Here is a 17011-nt window from a genome sequence, read left to right on the forward strand (position 1 = left end):
GTTGGCAAAAGTCGTCGATGTCACAAAACACTTCTTCTAAACTAGTCATAGGAGGGGCTCTGCTGATGTTTCTCTTAAAGCTCAGCTTATCCAGTCCCTCCCTTTCTTATCCATAACTCAGGTTTTTTTAGGAAACAAATATAGATTTTTCCGTCAAAAATTTAAGCTTAAAGATATTCGATAAATTGGAACTCACCTCTCATCTCCTAAAGGATTTTAGCTCCTCCGTAATTCTTCGGAATTCACTTAAGCTTCAAGAAATAAAATTCCAATGTGTATGTATTTCATCTCTGCCATTCGATAGATGAATTAGCCACTAAAAAGCCGCTCGAAGCTGAGTTATCTGCCACGTCATAATCCCGACCCAACCATGGCCCACCAAGGGATGAAACACAAGACACAACAAAAACTAGGTTTCGCAAAAAACTTCCGGATGGGCTGTTGAACAGGCTGAATTATGGCGGCAAACGTTTACTCTTGATCGCCACCTGTTTCCATAATTGAAACTGCTCCTAGCCCCCATTTATTCCTGAGATATGGTTGATTTAACGGAGAGTTCGTTGTCTGTTGAGTGGGTGTGTGCGGATTTAAAACCGTCCTATCGGTAGATATAGTCTTTTAGTTTAAGGCGATAAATTGGGGCAGACTGTTCCCGTCCTTTGGTTCTGTATGACTTAATTTAGTCAGCTTCTAAAGCGCAGCCAAACCTTATGGTGATTACTGTCGTAGCTGACATTTAATTCGAGCTTTGTGGAACCTGCATGAGCAAGAGCAGACGAATGAATCTCTGCAGTCAATCTAGGAACTATTTAGATATGCAAGCGTCATCGAGGAATGTATCATCTGCAAGCCAGTCTTTGCCTATGAGCAACTCAATTTCTTGGTCATTTGGGCAAAAGGCTGCCAAACCATCGACTGCTGCAGTATCTGTTGATCGGCTGTCAAATTACGATTTGATTTTGCAGTGTCAGCAGGGATTGCGCCCTGAGAAAGCTGCATTTGCAGAGTTGATTCGGCGCTACCAGACTCATGTGGATCGGGTTCTATACCACCTCGCTCCTGATTGGTCTGACCGGGCTGACTTGGCTCAAGAAGTGTGGATACGGGCTTACCGTAATGTCAAGCGGTTGCAGGAACCGGGCAAGTTCCGGGGATGGTTGAGCCGAATTGCAACCAATCTGTTCTATGACGAGCTTCGCAAGCGCAAGCGTGTGGATGCTCCTCTATCGCTGGATGCGCCTCGTACACTTGAAGATGGAGAAATGGACTGGGAAATTCCTTGTGATTCTCCTGGCCCTGCCGACGACTTGGCTACGCGTGAGTTCTACGATCAGCTGAGAGTGGCGATCGCCGATTTGCCTGAGTCTTTCCGTACAACGATTGTGCTGCGGGAGATTGAGGGTATGGCATACGAAGAAATTGCCGAAATTACGGGCGTATCGCTTGGAACAGTGAAATCGAGAATTGCTCGGGCTCGCCAGCGGTTGCAGTCGCAGCTACAGCCCTATCTGGAAGATTAAGGCTTCTTCAAGTTTTTCCTGGCATTTGTAATGAAGCGATAGATGTTACGAGGGTAGTGGCAATCCCACCAAACTTTCGTATAGTCTTGAGTGAGCAATGAGCTTTTTTCATGGTTAACTGTGATTGATTGTTCATTTGCCTGGTTGGTTTCGCGAATTTGCTCGGTTGATCTTGGTTGATATCTATATCCTTTGTTTGAGTTCAGTTTTGTACTCATGATAAGTCCCGACTACAATCCCAATAGGGTCAATGGCAGTCCGTTGAATGAACAGTCTACCGATATGGGTCATTCCTCCATGCCAGATATGATGGCAGCTAGCTTTGCCCGCGATCGCTTCGAGCTACTTAGTGCATATATGGATGGCGAAGTCACCGCTGCCGAACGTCGCCAAGTTGAAGAATGGTTGGATACGGATCCCAAAATGCAGCAGCTTCATGCCCGTTTACTCAAGCTGCGGCAAACGATGGGTTCTTTTGCGATGGCACAACCGACTTCTGTCGATGTTGATGCTGTGGTTGATCAGGTCATGGAGCGGATTGAGCGTCGTCCTAAGCGAATGGCGAAGTGGGGCGGTATGGCGATCGCAGCGATGCTGATCGGTGCCATTTCAACCGTCTTGTCTCCCGCCAGCCAACAATTTTCAGGACAATTTGCGCAATCGTCTATGCCATCTGCCGAGGCCGATGGATTGATGATTGCGCTCGATCGCCCCTTAATTGATATCCCCGAAGATGGCACCAAGGCCATGCCAAGCGGTAAGGTATGGTCGAATATCGAAGTTCGCTAATGGCTGTTGCTCAGTGCGATCGCACGAAAATCTAACGACGAATCGTTTTTGGGCTTTCCAACTTTGCTGGAAGGCCCAAATTTTTATTGGTTCAAATGATTGGTTCAAAGCAGTCATTCTCAATAGGACTTACGCACTTCATCCGAAAAACCATTCAACTGCGTAAGTTCTGTGCTTAATAGGGAAGCGGTTTGGAAGGCGACGCGATCGCCCGAGTTCCGCTCCAGTTTCCCGATGAGACGACAACGCCACCGAAATGCTGCACTCGGTCCACACTCATGATGTAGCCCCACACCTGCCCCAGGGAAACGCCATCCGGTCTTTGTATCGCAATGCGCTGGCGATTGTATTCGTTTTGCTCAGCAGGGCGATCGCTTTGATAATCTTCCAGCTCATCTAACCGAGCCAGCACTGACGCATTTTGCAACGTGAGCACATACCCCCACACAGTTCCGGCTTCAGCTGTCATGGCTGGGTAGCCAACTGGCAAGTCATAGAGTTTGCCTGGGGCGATCGCAGGTTCACAGGCTACGATGCGCCCTTCGCAGTAGTGAGCATGGTAGTACTCCCCCGGCTTAAGCGTTCCATATACAAAGACCCGAAGCTCCTCAGACATTGCATCAACTCATGAGTTCCGCCATCACTAGCAAACCGGATCACTTTGCTCGCGTCAATCTAGGCCACGGCAGAACGGCCCAGAGCTGATGCGATCGCCCATCGGTCATGAGCAGCGTTTGGCCGCATGAAACCCAAGCAAAATCATTCAGCCCCAGTCGCATGATGGGTTCCAACTCCCTTTAGAATGGGAAAGGCAAACCCCAAAAAACTCAAAAGGAGTTGCGTTCGTGGAGTCCCGATACAATCCTGCAGCGATTGAGGAAAAGTGGCAACAGGCATGGGAAGCCGAAGGTCTGCATGGCACAAATGAAGATGCCAGCAAGCCCAAGTTTTATGCGCTGTCAATGTTTCCGTATCCATCGGGCAATCTGCACATGGGTCACGTGCGCAACTACACCATCACCGATGTCATTGCTCGGGTGCACCGCATGAAGGGCTACCGCGTGCTGCACCCCATGGGTTGGGATGCATTTGGTCTGCCCGCAGAGAATGCCGCCATCGACCGAGGCGTTCATCCAGCAAAGTGGACTTACCAAAACGTGGCGCAGATGCGCGGTCAACTCAAGCAGTTGGGCCTGTCCTATGATTGGGAGCGCGAAGTCACAACCTGCTCACCAGATTATTACCGCTGGACGCAGTGGCTCTTTTTGGAATTTTTCAAAGCGGGCTTGGCTTATCAAAAAGAGTCTGCTGTGAACTGGGACCCCATTGACCAAACAGTACTCGCCAACGAGCAAGTCGATAGCGAGGGCAAGTCATGGCGATCGGGAGCCAAGGTAGAGCGCCGAATGCTGCGGCAGTGGTTCCTTAAAATCACCGACTATGCTGAGCAATTGCTCAAGGATTTAGATCAGCTAGAGGGCTGGCCTGAGCGAGTGCGCCTCATGCAGGAAAACTGGATTGGCCGCTCGACAGGGGCGCAGGTCGTGTTTAAGACCGAGGCTGGCGATGAGTTGCCAATTTTTACCACTCGGCCCGATACTCTTTGGGGCGCTACATTCATGGTGCTGTCGCCAGAGCATCCTTTAGTCGAGTCGTTAACCACAGCAGAGCAAGCGCATGTGGTCAATGCTTACCGGACTGAGGCTGCTGGCAAGAGCGAAATTGACCGCACCGCCGAGGATCGAGAAAAGACGGGGGTGTGGACGGGCAGCTTTGCAGTGAACCCGGTCAGCAACGAGCGGATTCCCATTTGGATTGCCGACTATGTGCTGATGGGCTATGGCACTGGCGCGATCATGGCGGTTCCAGCTCACGACCAACGAGATTTTGAGTTTGCCCGGAAGTACAGTCTGCCTGTGCGGGTTGTGGTGCAGCCACCGGATGATCTGCTGGATGGGCACACGATGAAAGTGGCCCATGTTGGTGAGGGGGTCATGGTGCACTCTGGCCCGTTGAACGGGGCGGCTGCGGGCAAAGGCCCAGGCCAAAGTGTGGAACGGGCGATCGCATGGTTGGAAGAGCAGGGCTTGGGCAAAGGCACGGCCAACTATCGGTTGCGCGATTGGCTCATTTCGCGGCAGCGGTACTGGGGATGTCCCATTCCGGTGGTGCATTGTCCCAATTGTGGGCCGGTGGGTGTGCCATCCGATCAGTTGCCTGTGCAGTTGCCTGAGGATGTGGAGTTCTCTGGTCGGGGACCGTCGCCCCTGGCCAAGCTGGAGTCGTGGATCAGGGTGCCGTGCCCCAGCTGTGGCACGCCTGCCCGCCGCGAAACCGACACCATGGACACCTTCATTTGCTCATCGTGGTACTTTTTGCGGTATCCCGATGCCCAAAATGATGAGCAAGTGTTTGACCCCAGCAAGACTAACGATTGGATGCCGGTTGACCAATATGTGGGCGGCATTGAGCACGCAATTTTGCATCTACTATATTCGCGGTTCTTTACCAAGGTGCTGCGCGATCGCGGCTTACTCAATTTTGACGAGCCGTTCAAGCGGCTGTTGACTCAGGGCATGGTGCAAGCCGCTGCCTACAAAAATCCGGTCACCGGCAAGTACATTACCCCATCGGATATTGCTGACTTGAGCGATCCACGCGACCCCGTAACCGGCGACAAGCTAGATGTCGTGTTTGAAAAGATGTCGAAATCGAAGTACAACGGCATCGATCCCAAAGAAGTGTTGGGCAAGTACGGCGCTGACACTGCCCGCATGTTCATTCTCTTTAAAGCTCCACCTGAAAAGGATTTGGAATGGGATGATGCGGATGTGGAAGGACAGTTTCGCTTCTTGAACCGGGTGTGGCGTTTGGTGGCAGAGTTTGCCGATCATCCCCGCGAAAGCGTTGCAGCCAATGCCGACCTCTCCAAACCGGAGAAAGATTTGCGCCGTGCCATTCACACCGCTATCCAGGCCATTACCGAAGACTTAGAAGGGGACTATCAGCTCAACACGGCGGTTTCGGAGCTGATGAAGCTGAGCAATGCCCTGAGCGATGCCTCCGACAAGTCCACGTCGGTGTATGCCGAAGGCATTGAAACGTTGCTGTTACTTCTGGCACCGTTTGCCCCACACATTGCCGAGGAGCTGTGGCATCTTTTGGGGCATGCCGACTCCGTGCACCAGCAGGGATGGCCCAAGGCCAACCCCGAAGCCTTGGTGGTCGATGAAATTCCGTTGGTGATTCAGGTGATGGGCAAAACGCGGGGCACGATCCAGGTTCCCGCAAAGGCCAGCAAAGATGACCTGGAAGCCTTGGCGAAGGAATCTGACTTGGCGAAAAAATACATTGAGGGCAAGACCATCAAGAAAGTGATTGTGGTGCCGGGTAAACTGGTGAACTTTGTGGTGAGTGAGTAAGGTACGTCATCCCTTTCTTGAGGAACCCTGAGCAGCTTCCCGTTCCCATGGTTTTCCAGGTTAACGTCAGTTTCGGTTAAAGGCTTTTCTGGGGATTGCGCGTTGCGCGAACCGCTGAAGTGCCCATTTTTGCGTGCGCGTCGCGCACGAAAAATTGGGCACTTCAGCTTATCCAAAACTCAGGTTAGGTTACGGCGCGAGTTCATACCCGTTGCGGCCCGTTTTCTTCATCCGATAGAGGGCTTCATCTGCCCGGTCAATGATGAATTGGAACGGGACCTTAAGCATCGGTTGAGCTGTGGCAATTCCCATGCTGATAGTAATTTGGGTGGAGCTAGGAGAGGTGAGGTGCGGAATCGCCAGCTCTGCCAGGTGTTGCTGAATGTGCTGAGCAACCTTGACAGCACCCGCTCGATCCGTATTCGGCAAAATGATGGCAAACTCTTCTCCGCCGTAGCGTGCCACAACATCGGCTGGACGATAGACCGCTCGCTGGATGGCCAGAGCAACCTGGGCCAAACAGGTATCCCCGGCTAAGTGCCCATAGGTATCGTTGTAAGCCTTGAAGTGGTCGATATCGCACAGAATGAGGCTTAGGAGCGATCGCTCTCGGGTGAGTCGCAGCCATTCTTTTTGCAGATACTCATCGAAATAGCGACGATTGGGCAGGCCAGTGAGTTTGTCATGGGTGGCGATGTGCTGGAGTTCGCGGTTAACCTGCAATAGCTGCTGGTACAGCTCAGATTGTTGGATGGCGATCGCCACCTGATACGACACCTGAGTTAGCAGCTCCATTTCCGCCGCGTTCCATATTCGCGAGCCAGAACATTGATGCACCACTAGCAACCCCCACAACTCATCATTGCGAACGATAGGTTGTAACAGCATCGCTCGTACCTGATTGGCCTGCAAAAAGTGAACGCACGGTTGGGGCAGCCCTGCCTTACCAACATCCGTAATGGCACACACCCGCTCACCAGTGAACGACTCCAACCCACAAGGCTTGAGCATGTTGCCCAGCTCAATGCTTTGGCCCAGCAGAGATCCATAGTTGCCGCTGTACGATTCAGCAATGACTCGTCCGGTTGTGTTGGCTGTCACGGTGCGGCTGTCTAGTCGGCATATCAACACGCGATCGCTCTGGAATGCCTCGCGCAGATCCAATACTGTCGTATCCAAAATTTCGCTCAGGTTCAGCGATTGACGAATGTGCTGCCCAATGGACCCAATTAAGCGATCGCGATCGGCCTGTTGCTGAATTTGGACTTCCATTTGTTTGCGATCGGTAATATTGCGCCCTTCAGGAATCAGCAACACCACATTTCCAGCAGCATCAAAAATGGGCCGCAGTGAAAAGTCAATGGTAATCATTTGACCACCCCGACCCTGTACATCAACCTCGTAGCGCACAAACTTGCCCTCGGCGGCTTGAGCGATCGCCTCCCGCAGCTGAATCGGAATTTTGGGCGACACCCGCCAACAGCCCAGTTCCCAAAAGAAACGCCCCACCACATCGGCTCGCTGCAATCCACCAAAATCGAGCGCTGTTTGGTTCGCTTCCAGCACCATGCCATCCGGTGTCAACAAACCAATGAACTGATACATGTGGTCAAAAATGGCGTGGAACCGTCGCTCACTTTCCTGAAGTGCCTGTTCAGACCGCACATAGTCCGTCATGTCGCGCACCATCACCAGCACCTCATCGGCACTCATCGGCACAATGCGCGCTTCTTCATGGCGTAGCTCGCCATCCACTTCAATCGTTTGGGAGTAGCACTGGATCTGCCCTGTATCCAGAGCCATGGTGATGTACTGCATCCGCTTTACCGCCAGGTCATGGGGCATCTCTTGATACACCGACTGCTGCCAATTAGGCTCAGTGGGTCGCCACAGCTTAATGGATTCCCCAGCAATTAAGTCATGGAAAAATCCTTCCCGGTTAATACAAACCAGCATATCGGGAATGGCCTCTAGCATGGCCTGCTTGGCAGTCTCGCTCAGGCGGAGGGCCGCTTCGACGGCTTTGCGCTTGGTAATGTCGGTAAACGAGGCCACCACCGCATGGGGGTTCTCTTCATGTGCGGCTTTGATGGGCTGGGCGTTGATCGAAATCCAAGTCAGCGACCCATCGGGTTTGTGAACGCCCATGATCACATTGGTTTGAGGCTGGCCCGTGCGCAGAGCCAACATAGCTGGATGCCGATCTGCCGGAAAGGGCGAGCCATCTTCATGCACCGCATGCCAATGTGGCCCGATGGAAGTACAGCCCATCATTTGCTCTTGCGATAAACCCAAAATGGCCTCTGCACTAGCATTACAGGCGATAATTTGGCCATTGGCCTGTTGCAGCACAATACCCTCCGCCATCGCGGCAATCACCGAGCGGTAGCGGGTTTCGCTCTCTTGCAGTGCGGCTTCCATCGCTTTGCGCTCGGAAATATCGGTGTGGGTACCAATCACCCGCAGTGGTTTGCCATCTTCTGTCCAGCGAAAGACTCGTCCCCGATCTAAGATCCATTTATACGAGCCATCTTTGCATCGCACCCGATACTCGCTGACATATTGCGGCGTGTGGCTCTGAACGTGGTTTTCGATCGCTGCATACACTTTTGCTTTATCGTCGGGATGCACCCGACTATCCCACTCGCTGAGGCGATCGCCAATTTCGTGATCTGCATATCCCAGCATGTCCTTCCAGCGACGCGAGAAGAACACTGTGTCGGTTTGGACATTCCAATCCCACACGCCATCCCCGTTTCCTTCTAGGGCATACTCCCAACGAGCTTCCTGTTCTCGCAGGACCGCTTCGATTTGCTTGCGTTCTTCTTCAATGCGTTTGCGATCGCTCACATCCTGCACATAGCCCAGGTAGTGCGTGATCTGCCCCTGGGCATTGCGCACCACCGTTGTAAAGTCGTACAGCCAGCGATAGCTACCATCGGCATGATGCAACCGATACGACTGTTCAAACCAGGGCACCTTTGCCGCAGAATAATCCTGCACCTCTCGCCACACCTGTGCCATATCATCCGGATGAATTAGGTCTGCATACCGCACACGACCTTGAATCAACGCCTCAGGCAAATAGCCAAACTGTTCGTATACATTGGGCGAAACCTCTTCAACAGCCCAACCATCCGACACTCGCCAACGAAACATAACCGTTGGCCCAGCCTTGAATAACCGATGGCTTGCCAATAAAGTAGACTCTGTTGGGTGACGGGTAAGCACACCTTCGACCAACACAGCAGAGCTTCCCTCCGCCGTCGAGCAGTAAGAGCTCTGAAATTTGAGGCTGCACCACTGCCCATCTACATATAGATCAGTGAGATCTGGGGTTGGGTTGCCAGCCTGAAATTGTTCAACGTACTGCAGCACTCGTTGCTCAGCGATCGCGCCCGTATCAACAGGTTCAGCCAGCGCATCGTTCATCACAGCAGCATGGCCAAGGGCCAATGCAGCGTTGTTGGCCCATGTTAACTGAACGGGTTGAGCTGCACAAATCCAGATTGGAGTATGCAGTGCTTGATATGCACGGAAGTGAGCAGAAGTTAACTGTTCCGCCTGATTCATATATTGCGCTGAGAAACGTGAGGAGGCTCAACTTTGCGAAAAGGAACAAGTATATATTTCCCAGCTCGTCAACTGCGGGGGAACTGACTTTACCCTTCGTCAAAACTGAAATTACTTCGGATTAAAGAATTTTCAAAACTTATCAGCAAGATTGCCTGAAGCGTGCTGAGCTTACAAATTCACGGTTTAAAGCCACCCGATTTAAAGTCACCAATTGATTCAAATCATCTACTGCCCTTTGCACTGAGTCACTGATATCCATTGCACGGGTCTCAGTTCAGCACAACCCTTCTTTTTGCCTGTCCAAACGTGTCCGGCGAATTATTGTTGTGCTTGATGCTGCGATTTACTCCAGGGTAGCGAACACGGAGCGATCGCCTTCCGTATCAATTCACATCCTGATCAATCCTTATCAATTGGACGGCATCTACTGGATTTGCGCCTGGGGTAGCTTGCAAACTCAAGCCCGCCTATTTTGGCAGTTCTTGCCAGCAACATCCCACTAAAAATCGGGCTTGCCGAAATTCGACAGACCCGATTGCGACTACTTCTGTTAGGACAGTCCAATGGTTTAGCACACAAAATTCAATCATTGTGCGATCGCTCTCTTGGGGGAGTGCAACACCAGACACCTCACCAAGAATTGCACCTGATTTAATGTCGATTCGTTAAACCATGAAACCACAGGCTGACGCATTGAGCGCGATTAATACAGGCCAAGCCAGGAGAGAACCCCTTGTCCGGTCACAAATTCGATGGCCAGCGTGATGACAAACCCCACCATCGCAGCCCGCCCATTCAAACGTTCGGCATACTCATTAAAGCCAAATTTGGGAGTGACAAGATTGGGCGATACCGTGGGTTGAGGAGGCGATTGAGTCATTGTTACAAAACTTTACTCGTCGCCCTTATTGTAGCTTGAGTTTGGGGATTCGTTTGATGTCAATCTCGCTACATCCTGGATTGGATGAACAGGCCAAAGCCCAAAAACCATCCATCATGAAAGCCTGGGATATGCGGCATCGCCTGCGATATTCGCAAAATCATTCACTTCAGGCGATCGCACCCTTAAAAAACCAAAGGGATGTTCTAGACATTGGAAACACAACCAAAGAGAGCATCACAGAAAATAGGGCATTGCAAAAAACAGAGCATTGCAAAAAACCTACATAGCAGGCTCAGCCTTGTGTCAGAAGGTTCTGAGCCACCGCCAGCAAAAGTCTAACTAATTGGTCGGTGGCGATCCCACCGCTTGGGTGATGGGTCGACGAGGGCACTCACTCTAAGCTAGACATGAGAGATAGCATTTTACCGTTGTGTTCAGAACAGACTTTCGATTCGTTTGTTGGCTGACAAAATCGCTACAGCAGGACTTCAACAAACTAAGTGAACGGTTGAATGCTGAATTGGGACTCACTTAACAATTCGTTCGAATGGCGAGGTTAAACATGGAAATTGGCGTTCCCAAAGAAATCAAAGATTTAGAGTTTCGGGTGGGGCTGAGTCCTGCTAGTGTGCGGGTACTGACCGATGCGGGCCACTCTGTTGTGGTAGAAACCCAAGCAGGACACGGTTCTGGATTTGCCGATGAAGCCTATGAAGCGGTGGGAGCCAAGATTGTTGGCAGCGCAGCTGAAGCATGGAATCGAGAAATGGTTGTCAAGGTCAAAGAACCACTGCCGCCAGAGTACCCCTTAATGCAGAAAGAGCAGTTGCTTTTTACCTACCTGCACCTGGCGGCGGCTCGTGAGCTCACCGAACAGCTGATGCATGCGGGAGTAACGGCGATCGCCTACGAAACCGTAGAACTCCCCAACCGCACGCTGCCCTTGCTCACCCCCATGAGCATCATTGCCGGACGGCTGTCGGTTCAGTTTGGTGCTCGCTTTTTGGAAAAACAGCAGGGTGGACGGGGTGTGCTGCTGGGTGGTGTACCCGGGGTTAGCCCCGGTCGGGTTGTGATTTTGGGAGGTGGCGTTGTGGGTACCGAAGCCGCCAAAATGGCGATCGGTTTGGGCGCTCAGGTGCAAATTTTTGATGTGAATGTAGAGCGGCTCGGGTATCTAGAGACTCTGTTTGGTTCACGAGTGGAACTGCTGTACAGCAGCCCTGCCCTGATTGAACCGGCGATCGCCCAAGCCGATTTAGTCGTGGGTGCGGTGCTGGTGCCAGGGCGCAAAGCTCCCACGCTCGTTTCGGCAGCCATGGTGGATGAAATGCGCACCGGCTCGGTGATTGTGGATGTCGCGGTGGACCAGGGCGGCTGTGTGGAAACCATGCACGCCACCTCTCACAGCCAACCCACCTATGAGGTGTCGGGCGTGGTGCATTACGGCGTGCCCAACATGCCCGGAGCCGTTCCCTGGACGGCCACACAGGCATTGAACAACAGTACCCTGCCCTACGTGGTCAAGCTCGCCAATCACGGCATCAAAGCGCTGGAGCTGGATGAATCGCTGGGACGAGGGTTGAATGTGTGGCATCACGACCTCGTGCATCCAGCGGTGCAGCAGGTCTTCCCAGATTTGGTGAAGTAGCGTTTTAGGTTGCCGAGGCAAGTTGTGTCTTTGGTCGTTGGATGGTGAGCCGGGCTCATCATCCAACGACCAAACCCATAGCCTTAGTAGCGGATGCGTGGATCGATCCAGGCATTGACAATATCGATAATGATGGAGGCGATCGCCACAATCACCCCAAAAAACACCATAATGCCCTGCACAACGGGATAATCACGAAACTCGATCGCTTGATACAGCCGATTAGCCAGGCCAGGCCAGTTAAAGGTGACCTCGGTCAAAATCGCGCCCCCCAGCAGCGAAGCAACCGTTAGACCAAACACCGTTACAACCGGAATGAGGGCATTTTTGAGCGCATGGGATATGACAATGCGCCGTTCGGGAATGCCTCGTGCCCGTGCAGCTTCCACATAATCCGATCGCAGCGTTTGCTTCAGGTTGATCCGCACAATCCGCTCAAAGATGCCACTGAGCAAGATACCCAGCGTGAGGCTAGGCAAAATCAAATAGTGAATGGTGGTGAAGAATGCGCCAAAATCGAGCCGGAGCAGGCTGTCCAGCAGATACAGTCCCGTTGGTCCCTGCGGCGGATTTGCCGATAGCGGAAAGCGCGACCCAATCGGAAACCACCTCAACTGCACCGCAAACAGCAGCTGCAACAACATACCAAACCAATAAGTCGGCAAGGCATAGGTCAGGATGCCAAACAGCCGCCCGCCCGCATCGACCGGAGTATCGGGTTTGGATGCAGCCAGCGACCCAACGACAATGCCAACCCCCAGCGCAATGAGCATGGCGATGACCGTTAGCTCTAGCGTCGCGGGAAAGTGCTGCTGAATGATGCGCCAAACGGATTGCCCCTGACTGGTCAACGATGTTCCCAAATCCAATCGCGCTAGTTCACCCAGGTACCGCACGTACTGAAGAGGCAGTGGTGCATTCAGCCCCAGCCGCTCGCGCATGGCTTCTTTGGCGGCTTCAGGAGCGCGGGCACCCAGCACCGCATCGACTGGATCGCCAGGAGTCGCCCGCAGCAGCAAAAACACAACCGTGACGATGGTGAGCAGCATCAGCGGCAAGAGCAACAGCCGCGACAGCACATAATATTGCAGCGATCGCGATCGAGAAGCCATTACTTACTAATTTTCCAGAGGAGGAACTGCTGAGTGGGCTCGATCGCCACATCTTTCACATTATCCTGGGCAAACACGTAGTCCTTGTTTTGCCAAAGGGGAATATAGGGCACATCAGCAACTAAGAGATCTTGCAACTCGCTGAAAATTTCTTTGCGATCGCTATCGTCGCGATCGGCCCGCTGCGCCCGCACCAAATCGTTGGCTTTTTGGCTGTAGTAGAAGGAACCATTGCCCTGGCTTGCACCACTTTCACACAGGGTTTCAGGCGAACCCTGGTCACAGGTCAAAAAAGGTTGCACAAAGTTATCGGGATCGAAGAAGTCGGGATACCAGTTCAGCAACACCGTTTGATACACGCCATTATCAACGCCTTGCGAAAGGGTGGCACGCTCGGCACTGTTCACTGTTACAGTCACCAACCCCGGCAACGCAGTTTCAATTGATTCCTTCAGGGTGTTGGCGACAATACCGCGCACCGTTGAAGCTGAAGGATACCAGACTTCAAAATTGAGCGGATTGGATTCGGAATAGCCTGCAGCCGTCAAAAATTCGCGCGCTTTCTCAAAGTCGCCATCGCCATAGGCATCTTGAAACACCGGCTTGTGGCTGTCGAACCCAGTCGGAATGATGCTGTACAGCGGCGAAGCCTGTCCCTGAAAAACGCGCTCGTTGATCAGGTTGCGATCGATCATGGCGGCGATCGCCTTGCGCACATTCAGGTCGCTGGTGGGTTCAATCTTTTGGTTGAGGGTCATGTAGTTGACCACGTTGGTGCCCGCTTCAATCGTGGTCCAACCGCCCTGATCTGCCTCGCGCTCCAGGCTGGCAATTTGATCCGGCTCTAAGGTTTGGTAGGCCACATCCAAACTCCCCGTATGGAACGTGTTGTACAGGTTGGCACCGCTGGCGTAAATCTGAATATCGACCCCGTCGTTGGCAGGCTTTTCACCCCAATAATCAGGGTTAACATCCAGCTTGATGGAATCGGGATTGAGGGAGGCCAGCTTGTAAGGCCCCGTTCCCACAAAGGTATCGGGCTTGAAGCTGCCTTCTCCAATTTCATAAGACGCAGGGGAAATCGGCGTAACGCCCCAAAAGGTGAGTAAAGAGGTAAACGCAGCGAATGGATACTTGAGTGTGATGGTCAGCTCGTTGGGGCCACTAGCGGCAACGTTGTCCACCACATCTCCCAACAAAAAGGCTGGGCCACCGCCATTTTGGATAAACCGATCGATGGAAAACTTCATCACTTCGGCGTTGAAGTCGGTGCCGTCGTGCAGCTTGACGCCTTCCCGAAGAGGAATAGTGTAGGTGAGGCCATCGTCGCTAACCGTGGGCATTTCGGTGGCAAGCTGGGGCTCTAGCTCGGTCGTGCCAGGGCGATAGGTATAGAGGCGATCGCCCATGTTGTACAGCAAAATCCCTGTAAAGATGGTGTAGGCATCGGCAGGGTCAAGCGTTTCAACCTTTTGGGTGGTGCCCATGGTGATGCGGCCCCCAGTTGCATCGGTGGGGGAGCCTGCATCGGTGCCCGAGGTGGAGTTTTGTTGGCCAGCACAGCCCACAATCAACGCCACACACAGCCCAAACAAGGCAAAAAACTTCAGGAACGACCGCCGCGAAAAGCCTAACCAGCTCATAAATGTCCAGGGGGTTTATAGCTATCAGCACTCATTTATAGCGCGTTGGGGTCGATAACTCAATCCAAAAACCCTGAGCGATCGCCCCTGGCATTCAGACAAATAGACCCTGCAAAACGATGCAGCACTAAGCCTGGCCATCAAGGGCATTTTTCAGCAGACGAGAGAGTTGCTGCACCGAGGCCCGTGGCGAAAGCCGAGGTAACTGCACCCATGCCGTACTGCGACCGTTTTCATTCGTGTGATTTCCTTTGCCATTGTTGTGGCTCTGCGTCTTATCCCAAAACAAAACGGGAATTTCGTATTGATACGCAGCAAACCACTGGGGATTCGTTGTAATGTCTCGAATCTCCAATTCGATAGGGATATCCTCAATTTGCTCGAGTTTTTCGATCAACCCTTCGCACAAATGGCAGTCGGGCTTGCTGTAAAGGATTAAGTACATAGCAACGTTTTTTTGAAGGATATTATGGTTGCTTTTTAGAGTTGGGCGGGCCTAGACCTGTCATCATCCAGTCGTGGTTAAACGGTTGGGATCAGCTGTAACCAGACTGTTGCGACGAGATGGGTCGTACCGCTTCTGCCTAGAGGAACCATGCATCAATTTTCGCGCCAAACCATGCAGATTTCTTGACGCCATCACCGCCTTCGCCCAGCCCAGCACCCAACTCACGCCCCAAAAATGAGTTGCCAACAGAGTTGCCAACATTACCCGAAATGACGCCGTATCTTAAAGCCGAAGGCGATCGCACCTCAACCAGATGTATTGATTTGGTTAAACCTCACTTCCTCGGTAGGAATACGTGCCTACTCACGATATGATGAACCGAGTGACACCAGTGTAGAACTCACTATGGCAACTCCAACCGAATCCCCGCTTCAAATCCAGAACCTCAACCTGGATGAATTGAACGAAAAGTTTGAAACCGCCCACCCCATCGAAATTTTGGAATGGGTTGTTAGCAACATTCCTACTGGGTTGGTACAGGCTAGCGCCTTCAACGTCGATGATATGGTCATTACCGACATTCTGTATCGTCAGGTCAAGGTCCCCAACCCGGTTCCGGTCATGTTTTTGGATACGCTGTACCATTTCCCTCAATCGCTGGAATTGGTCGCCAAAGCCAAAGAGACCTACAACCTGAATCTGCAAGTTTACAAAACCCTGGAAGCAAACACCCGTGAAGAGTTTGTGGCCAAGTTTGGTGAAGCTCTGTGGGAAACGGATGTGCGCGCTTTTCACCGGGTAACGAAGATTGAGCCGCTAAATCGGGGTTTAGATGAGCTGAATGCGATCGCCTGGATTACGGGTCGCCGCCGCGATCAGGCCGTAACTCGCACCCGCTTGGAAATTTTTGAAATCGACCCCAACAACCGCCTCAAGATCAACCCCATCGCCACCTGGACTCGCAAAGAGTCTTGGGCCTACGTGGCCGAACACGGCGTCATTTACAATCCCCTGCACGACCAGGGCTATCCCAGCATTGGCGATGAGCCGCTGACCACTCCTGTGGCCGAGGGTGAAGATGAGCGGGCCGGACGCTGGCGCGGCATGGGCAAAACCGAGTGTGGCATCCACATGGAAGACTAATCGCTTCCCATACAACCTTGATCAGGCCCATCCTGGATGGGTGGTTCACTCAAACAAAACCCGCGCCTACTTAAAATAGGCGCGGGTTTTGCAAAAGCAAAACCTGGGTTTTGGATAAGCTGAAGTGCCCATTTTTGTGTGCGCGTTGCGCACGCAAAAATGGGCTTTTCTGAGGTTGGCAAAGGTTTGGGTGAACCGAAATTTTAGGACTGGAATTTTTAGGACTGGCTTGCCAAGACCAACAGAGCGTTGACGATCGCCGATGCAGCAGGTGAGCCACCTTTGCGGCCTTCTATGCGAATTTGGGGGACTGCAAGTTGAGCGATCGCCGCCTTCGATTCCAAGACCGAGATAAATCCAACAGGTGCAGCAACCACCAGTGCAGGCGACATCGTGCTTTGAGCCATGCGATCGCACAACGCTAGCAACGCTGTCGGAGCATTGCCCACCACAAACATGGCCTGCGGAGCCTGCTCCCAACAGCGAATCATCCCCGTTTCAGTACGGGTTTTGCCCGGTTCTGCCTCAGATGCCTCATCTACGGCAACCCATATCGGGTTTTGAAACGTTTTGGCGACCAGGGAGGCAATCCCGTACTTCACCATGTTCACATCCACCACGATGGGCACCTGCTGGCGCAACGCGGCGATCGCCCCCAAAATGGCACCGGGGCTACAGTAAACCAGATCTTTGAACTCAAAGTCGGCGGTGCTGTGAATGACGCGACGCACAATCGCATACTCATCGGGAGAGAGCGCATGGTCGCCCATCTCCCGATCGATGACCGCAAAGCTTTGCTCCAAGATGGGGTGGTTAAGAGCCAT

Annotated in this window: 13 protein-coding genes; 6 read left to right on the top strand and 7 right to left on the bottom strand. The window is 52.5% G+C overall.

The window, feature by feature from the left end:
* The first annotated feature begins 863 nt into the window (after nt 1-863).
* Nucleotides 864-1520: a sigma-70 family RNA polymerase sigma factor gene (locus tag ACQ4M4_RS26710; RefSeq protein WP_430687532.1), complete on the top strand. Its 657-nt coding sequence runs from the start codon at nt 864-866 to the stop codon at nt 1518-1520.
* A gap of 216 nt (nt 1521-1736) precedes the next feature.
* Entirely contained in the window at nt 1737-2309 is a 573-nt protein-coding gene (locus ACQ4M4_RS26715) for an anti-sigma factor family protein (protein ID WP_430687533.1), read from the top strand.
* A 175-nt stretch (nt 2310-2484) separates the two neighbouring features.
* Here the strand turns inward: ACQ4M4_RS26715 and ACQ4M4_RS26720 are convergent, their stop codons facing one another.
* Nucleotides 2485-2925 (bottom strand): gamma-glutamylcyclotransferase family protein, encoded by a 441-nt coding sequence (locus ACQ4M4_RS26720; RefSeq protein ID WP_430687534.1) that lies wholly within the window; start codon nt 2923-2925, stop codon nt 2485-2487.
* Between the two features lie 229 nt (nt 2926-3154).
* Between ACQ4M4_RS26720 and leuS the strand changes: the two genes are divergently transcribed.
* On the top strand, nt 3155-5731 hold the full coding sequence (gene leuS / locus ACQ4M4_RS26725) for a leucine--tRNA ligase (protein WP_430687535.1): 2577 nt from the start codon (nt 3155-3157) through the stop codon (nt 5729-5731).
* 189 nt (nt 5732-5920) lie between these two features.
* Here the strand turns inward: leuS and ACQ4M4_RS26730 are convergent, their stop codons facing one another.
* Entirely contained in the window at nt 5921-9304 is a 3384-nt protein-coding gene (locus ACQ4M4_RS26730) for a PAS domain S-box protein (RefSeq protein ID WP_430687536.1), read from the bottom strand.
* 329 nt (nt 9305-9633) lie between these two features.
* Here ACQ4M4_RS26730 and ACQ4M4_RS26735 point away from each other — a divergent pair, with 329 nt between their 5' ends.
* A complete protein-coding gene (locus ACQ4M4_RS26735) occupies nt 9634-9810 on the top strand; it encodes a hypothetical protein (protein WP_430687537.1) in 177 nt (58 codons plus the stop codon).
* Between the two features lie 200 nt (nt 9811-10010).
* On the opposite strand, the gene ACQ4M4_RS26740 is transcribed toward ACQ4M4_RS26735, so the two are convergent.
* Nucleotides 10011-10187 (bottom strand): hypothetical protein, encoded by a 177-nt coding sequence (locus ACQ4M4_RS26740; protein WP_430687538.1) that lies wholly within the window; start codon nt 10185-10187, stop codon nt 10011-10013.
* A gap of 550 nt (nt 10188-10737) precedes the next feature.
* Here ACQ4M4_RS26740 and ald point away from each other — a divergent pair.
* Nucleotides 10738-11841: an alanine dehydrogenase gene (ald, locus tag ACQ4M4_RS26745; protein WP_430687539.1), complete on the top strand. Its 1104-nt coding sequence runs from the start codon at nt 10738-10740 to the stop codon at nt 11839-11841.
* 83 nt (nt 11842-11924) lie between these two features.
* Here ald and ACQ4M4_RS26750 read toward each other — a convergent pair whose 3' ends face one another.
* From ACQ4M4_RS26750 to ACQ4M4_RS26760, 3 genes are all read right to left on the bottom strand, one after another.
* Nucleotides 11925-12953 carry an ABC transporter permease gene (locus ACQ4M4_RS26750; RefSeq protein WP_430687540.1) on the bottom strand — a complete coding sequence of 343 codons (1029 nt, stop codon included), beginning with the start codon at nt 12951-12953 and terminating at the stop codon, nt 11925-11927.
* Entirely contained in the window at nt 12953-14596 is a 1644-nt protein-coding gene (locus ACQ4M4_RS26755; protein ID WP_430687541.1) for an ABC transporter substrate-binding protein, read from the bottom strand. The genes ACQ4M4_RS26750 and ACQ4M4_RS26755 overlap by 1 nt, the downstream gene beginning before the upstream one ends.
* 127 nt (nt 14597-14723) lie before the next feature.
* Entirely contained in the window at nt 14724-15041 is a 318-nt protein-coding gene (locus tag ACQ4M4_RS26760; protein WP_430687542.1) for a glutaredoxin family protein, read from the bottom strand.
* Between the two features lie 408 nt (nt 15042-15449).
* Here ACQ4M4_RS26760 and cysH point away from each other — a divergent pair, with 408 nt between their 5' ends.
* Complete coding sequence (gene cysH / locus ACQ4M4_RS26765; protein ID WP_430687543.1) at nt 15450-16187, top strand: phosphoadenosine phosphosulfate reductase; 738 nt, start codon at nt 15450-15452, stop codon at nt 16185-16187.
* 218 nt (nt 16188-16405) lie between these two features.
* On the opposite strand, the gene ACQ4M4_RS26770 is transcribed toward cysH, so the two are convergent.
* Complete coding sequence (locus tag ACQ4M4_RS26770) at nt 16406-17011, bottom strand: cobalt-precorrin-8X methylmutase (RefSeq protein WP_430687544.1); 606 nt, start codon at nt 17009-17011, stop codon at nt 16406-16408.

Origin of the sequence: Leptolyngbya sp. AN02str, from assembly GCF_050565595.1 — a bacterium.
Lineage (GTDB): Bacteria > Cyanobacteriota > Cyanobacteriia > Elainellales > Elainellaceae > Kaiparowitsia.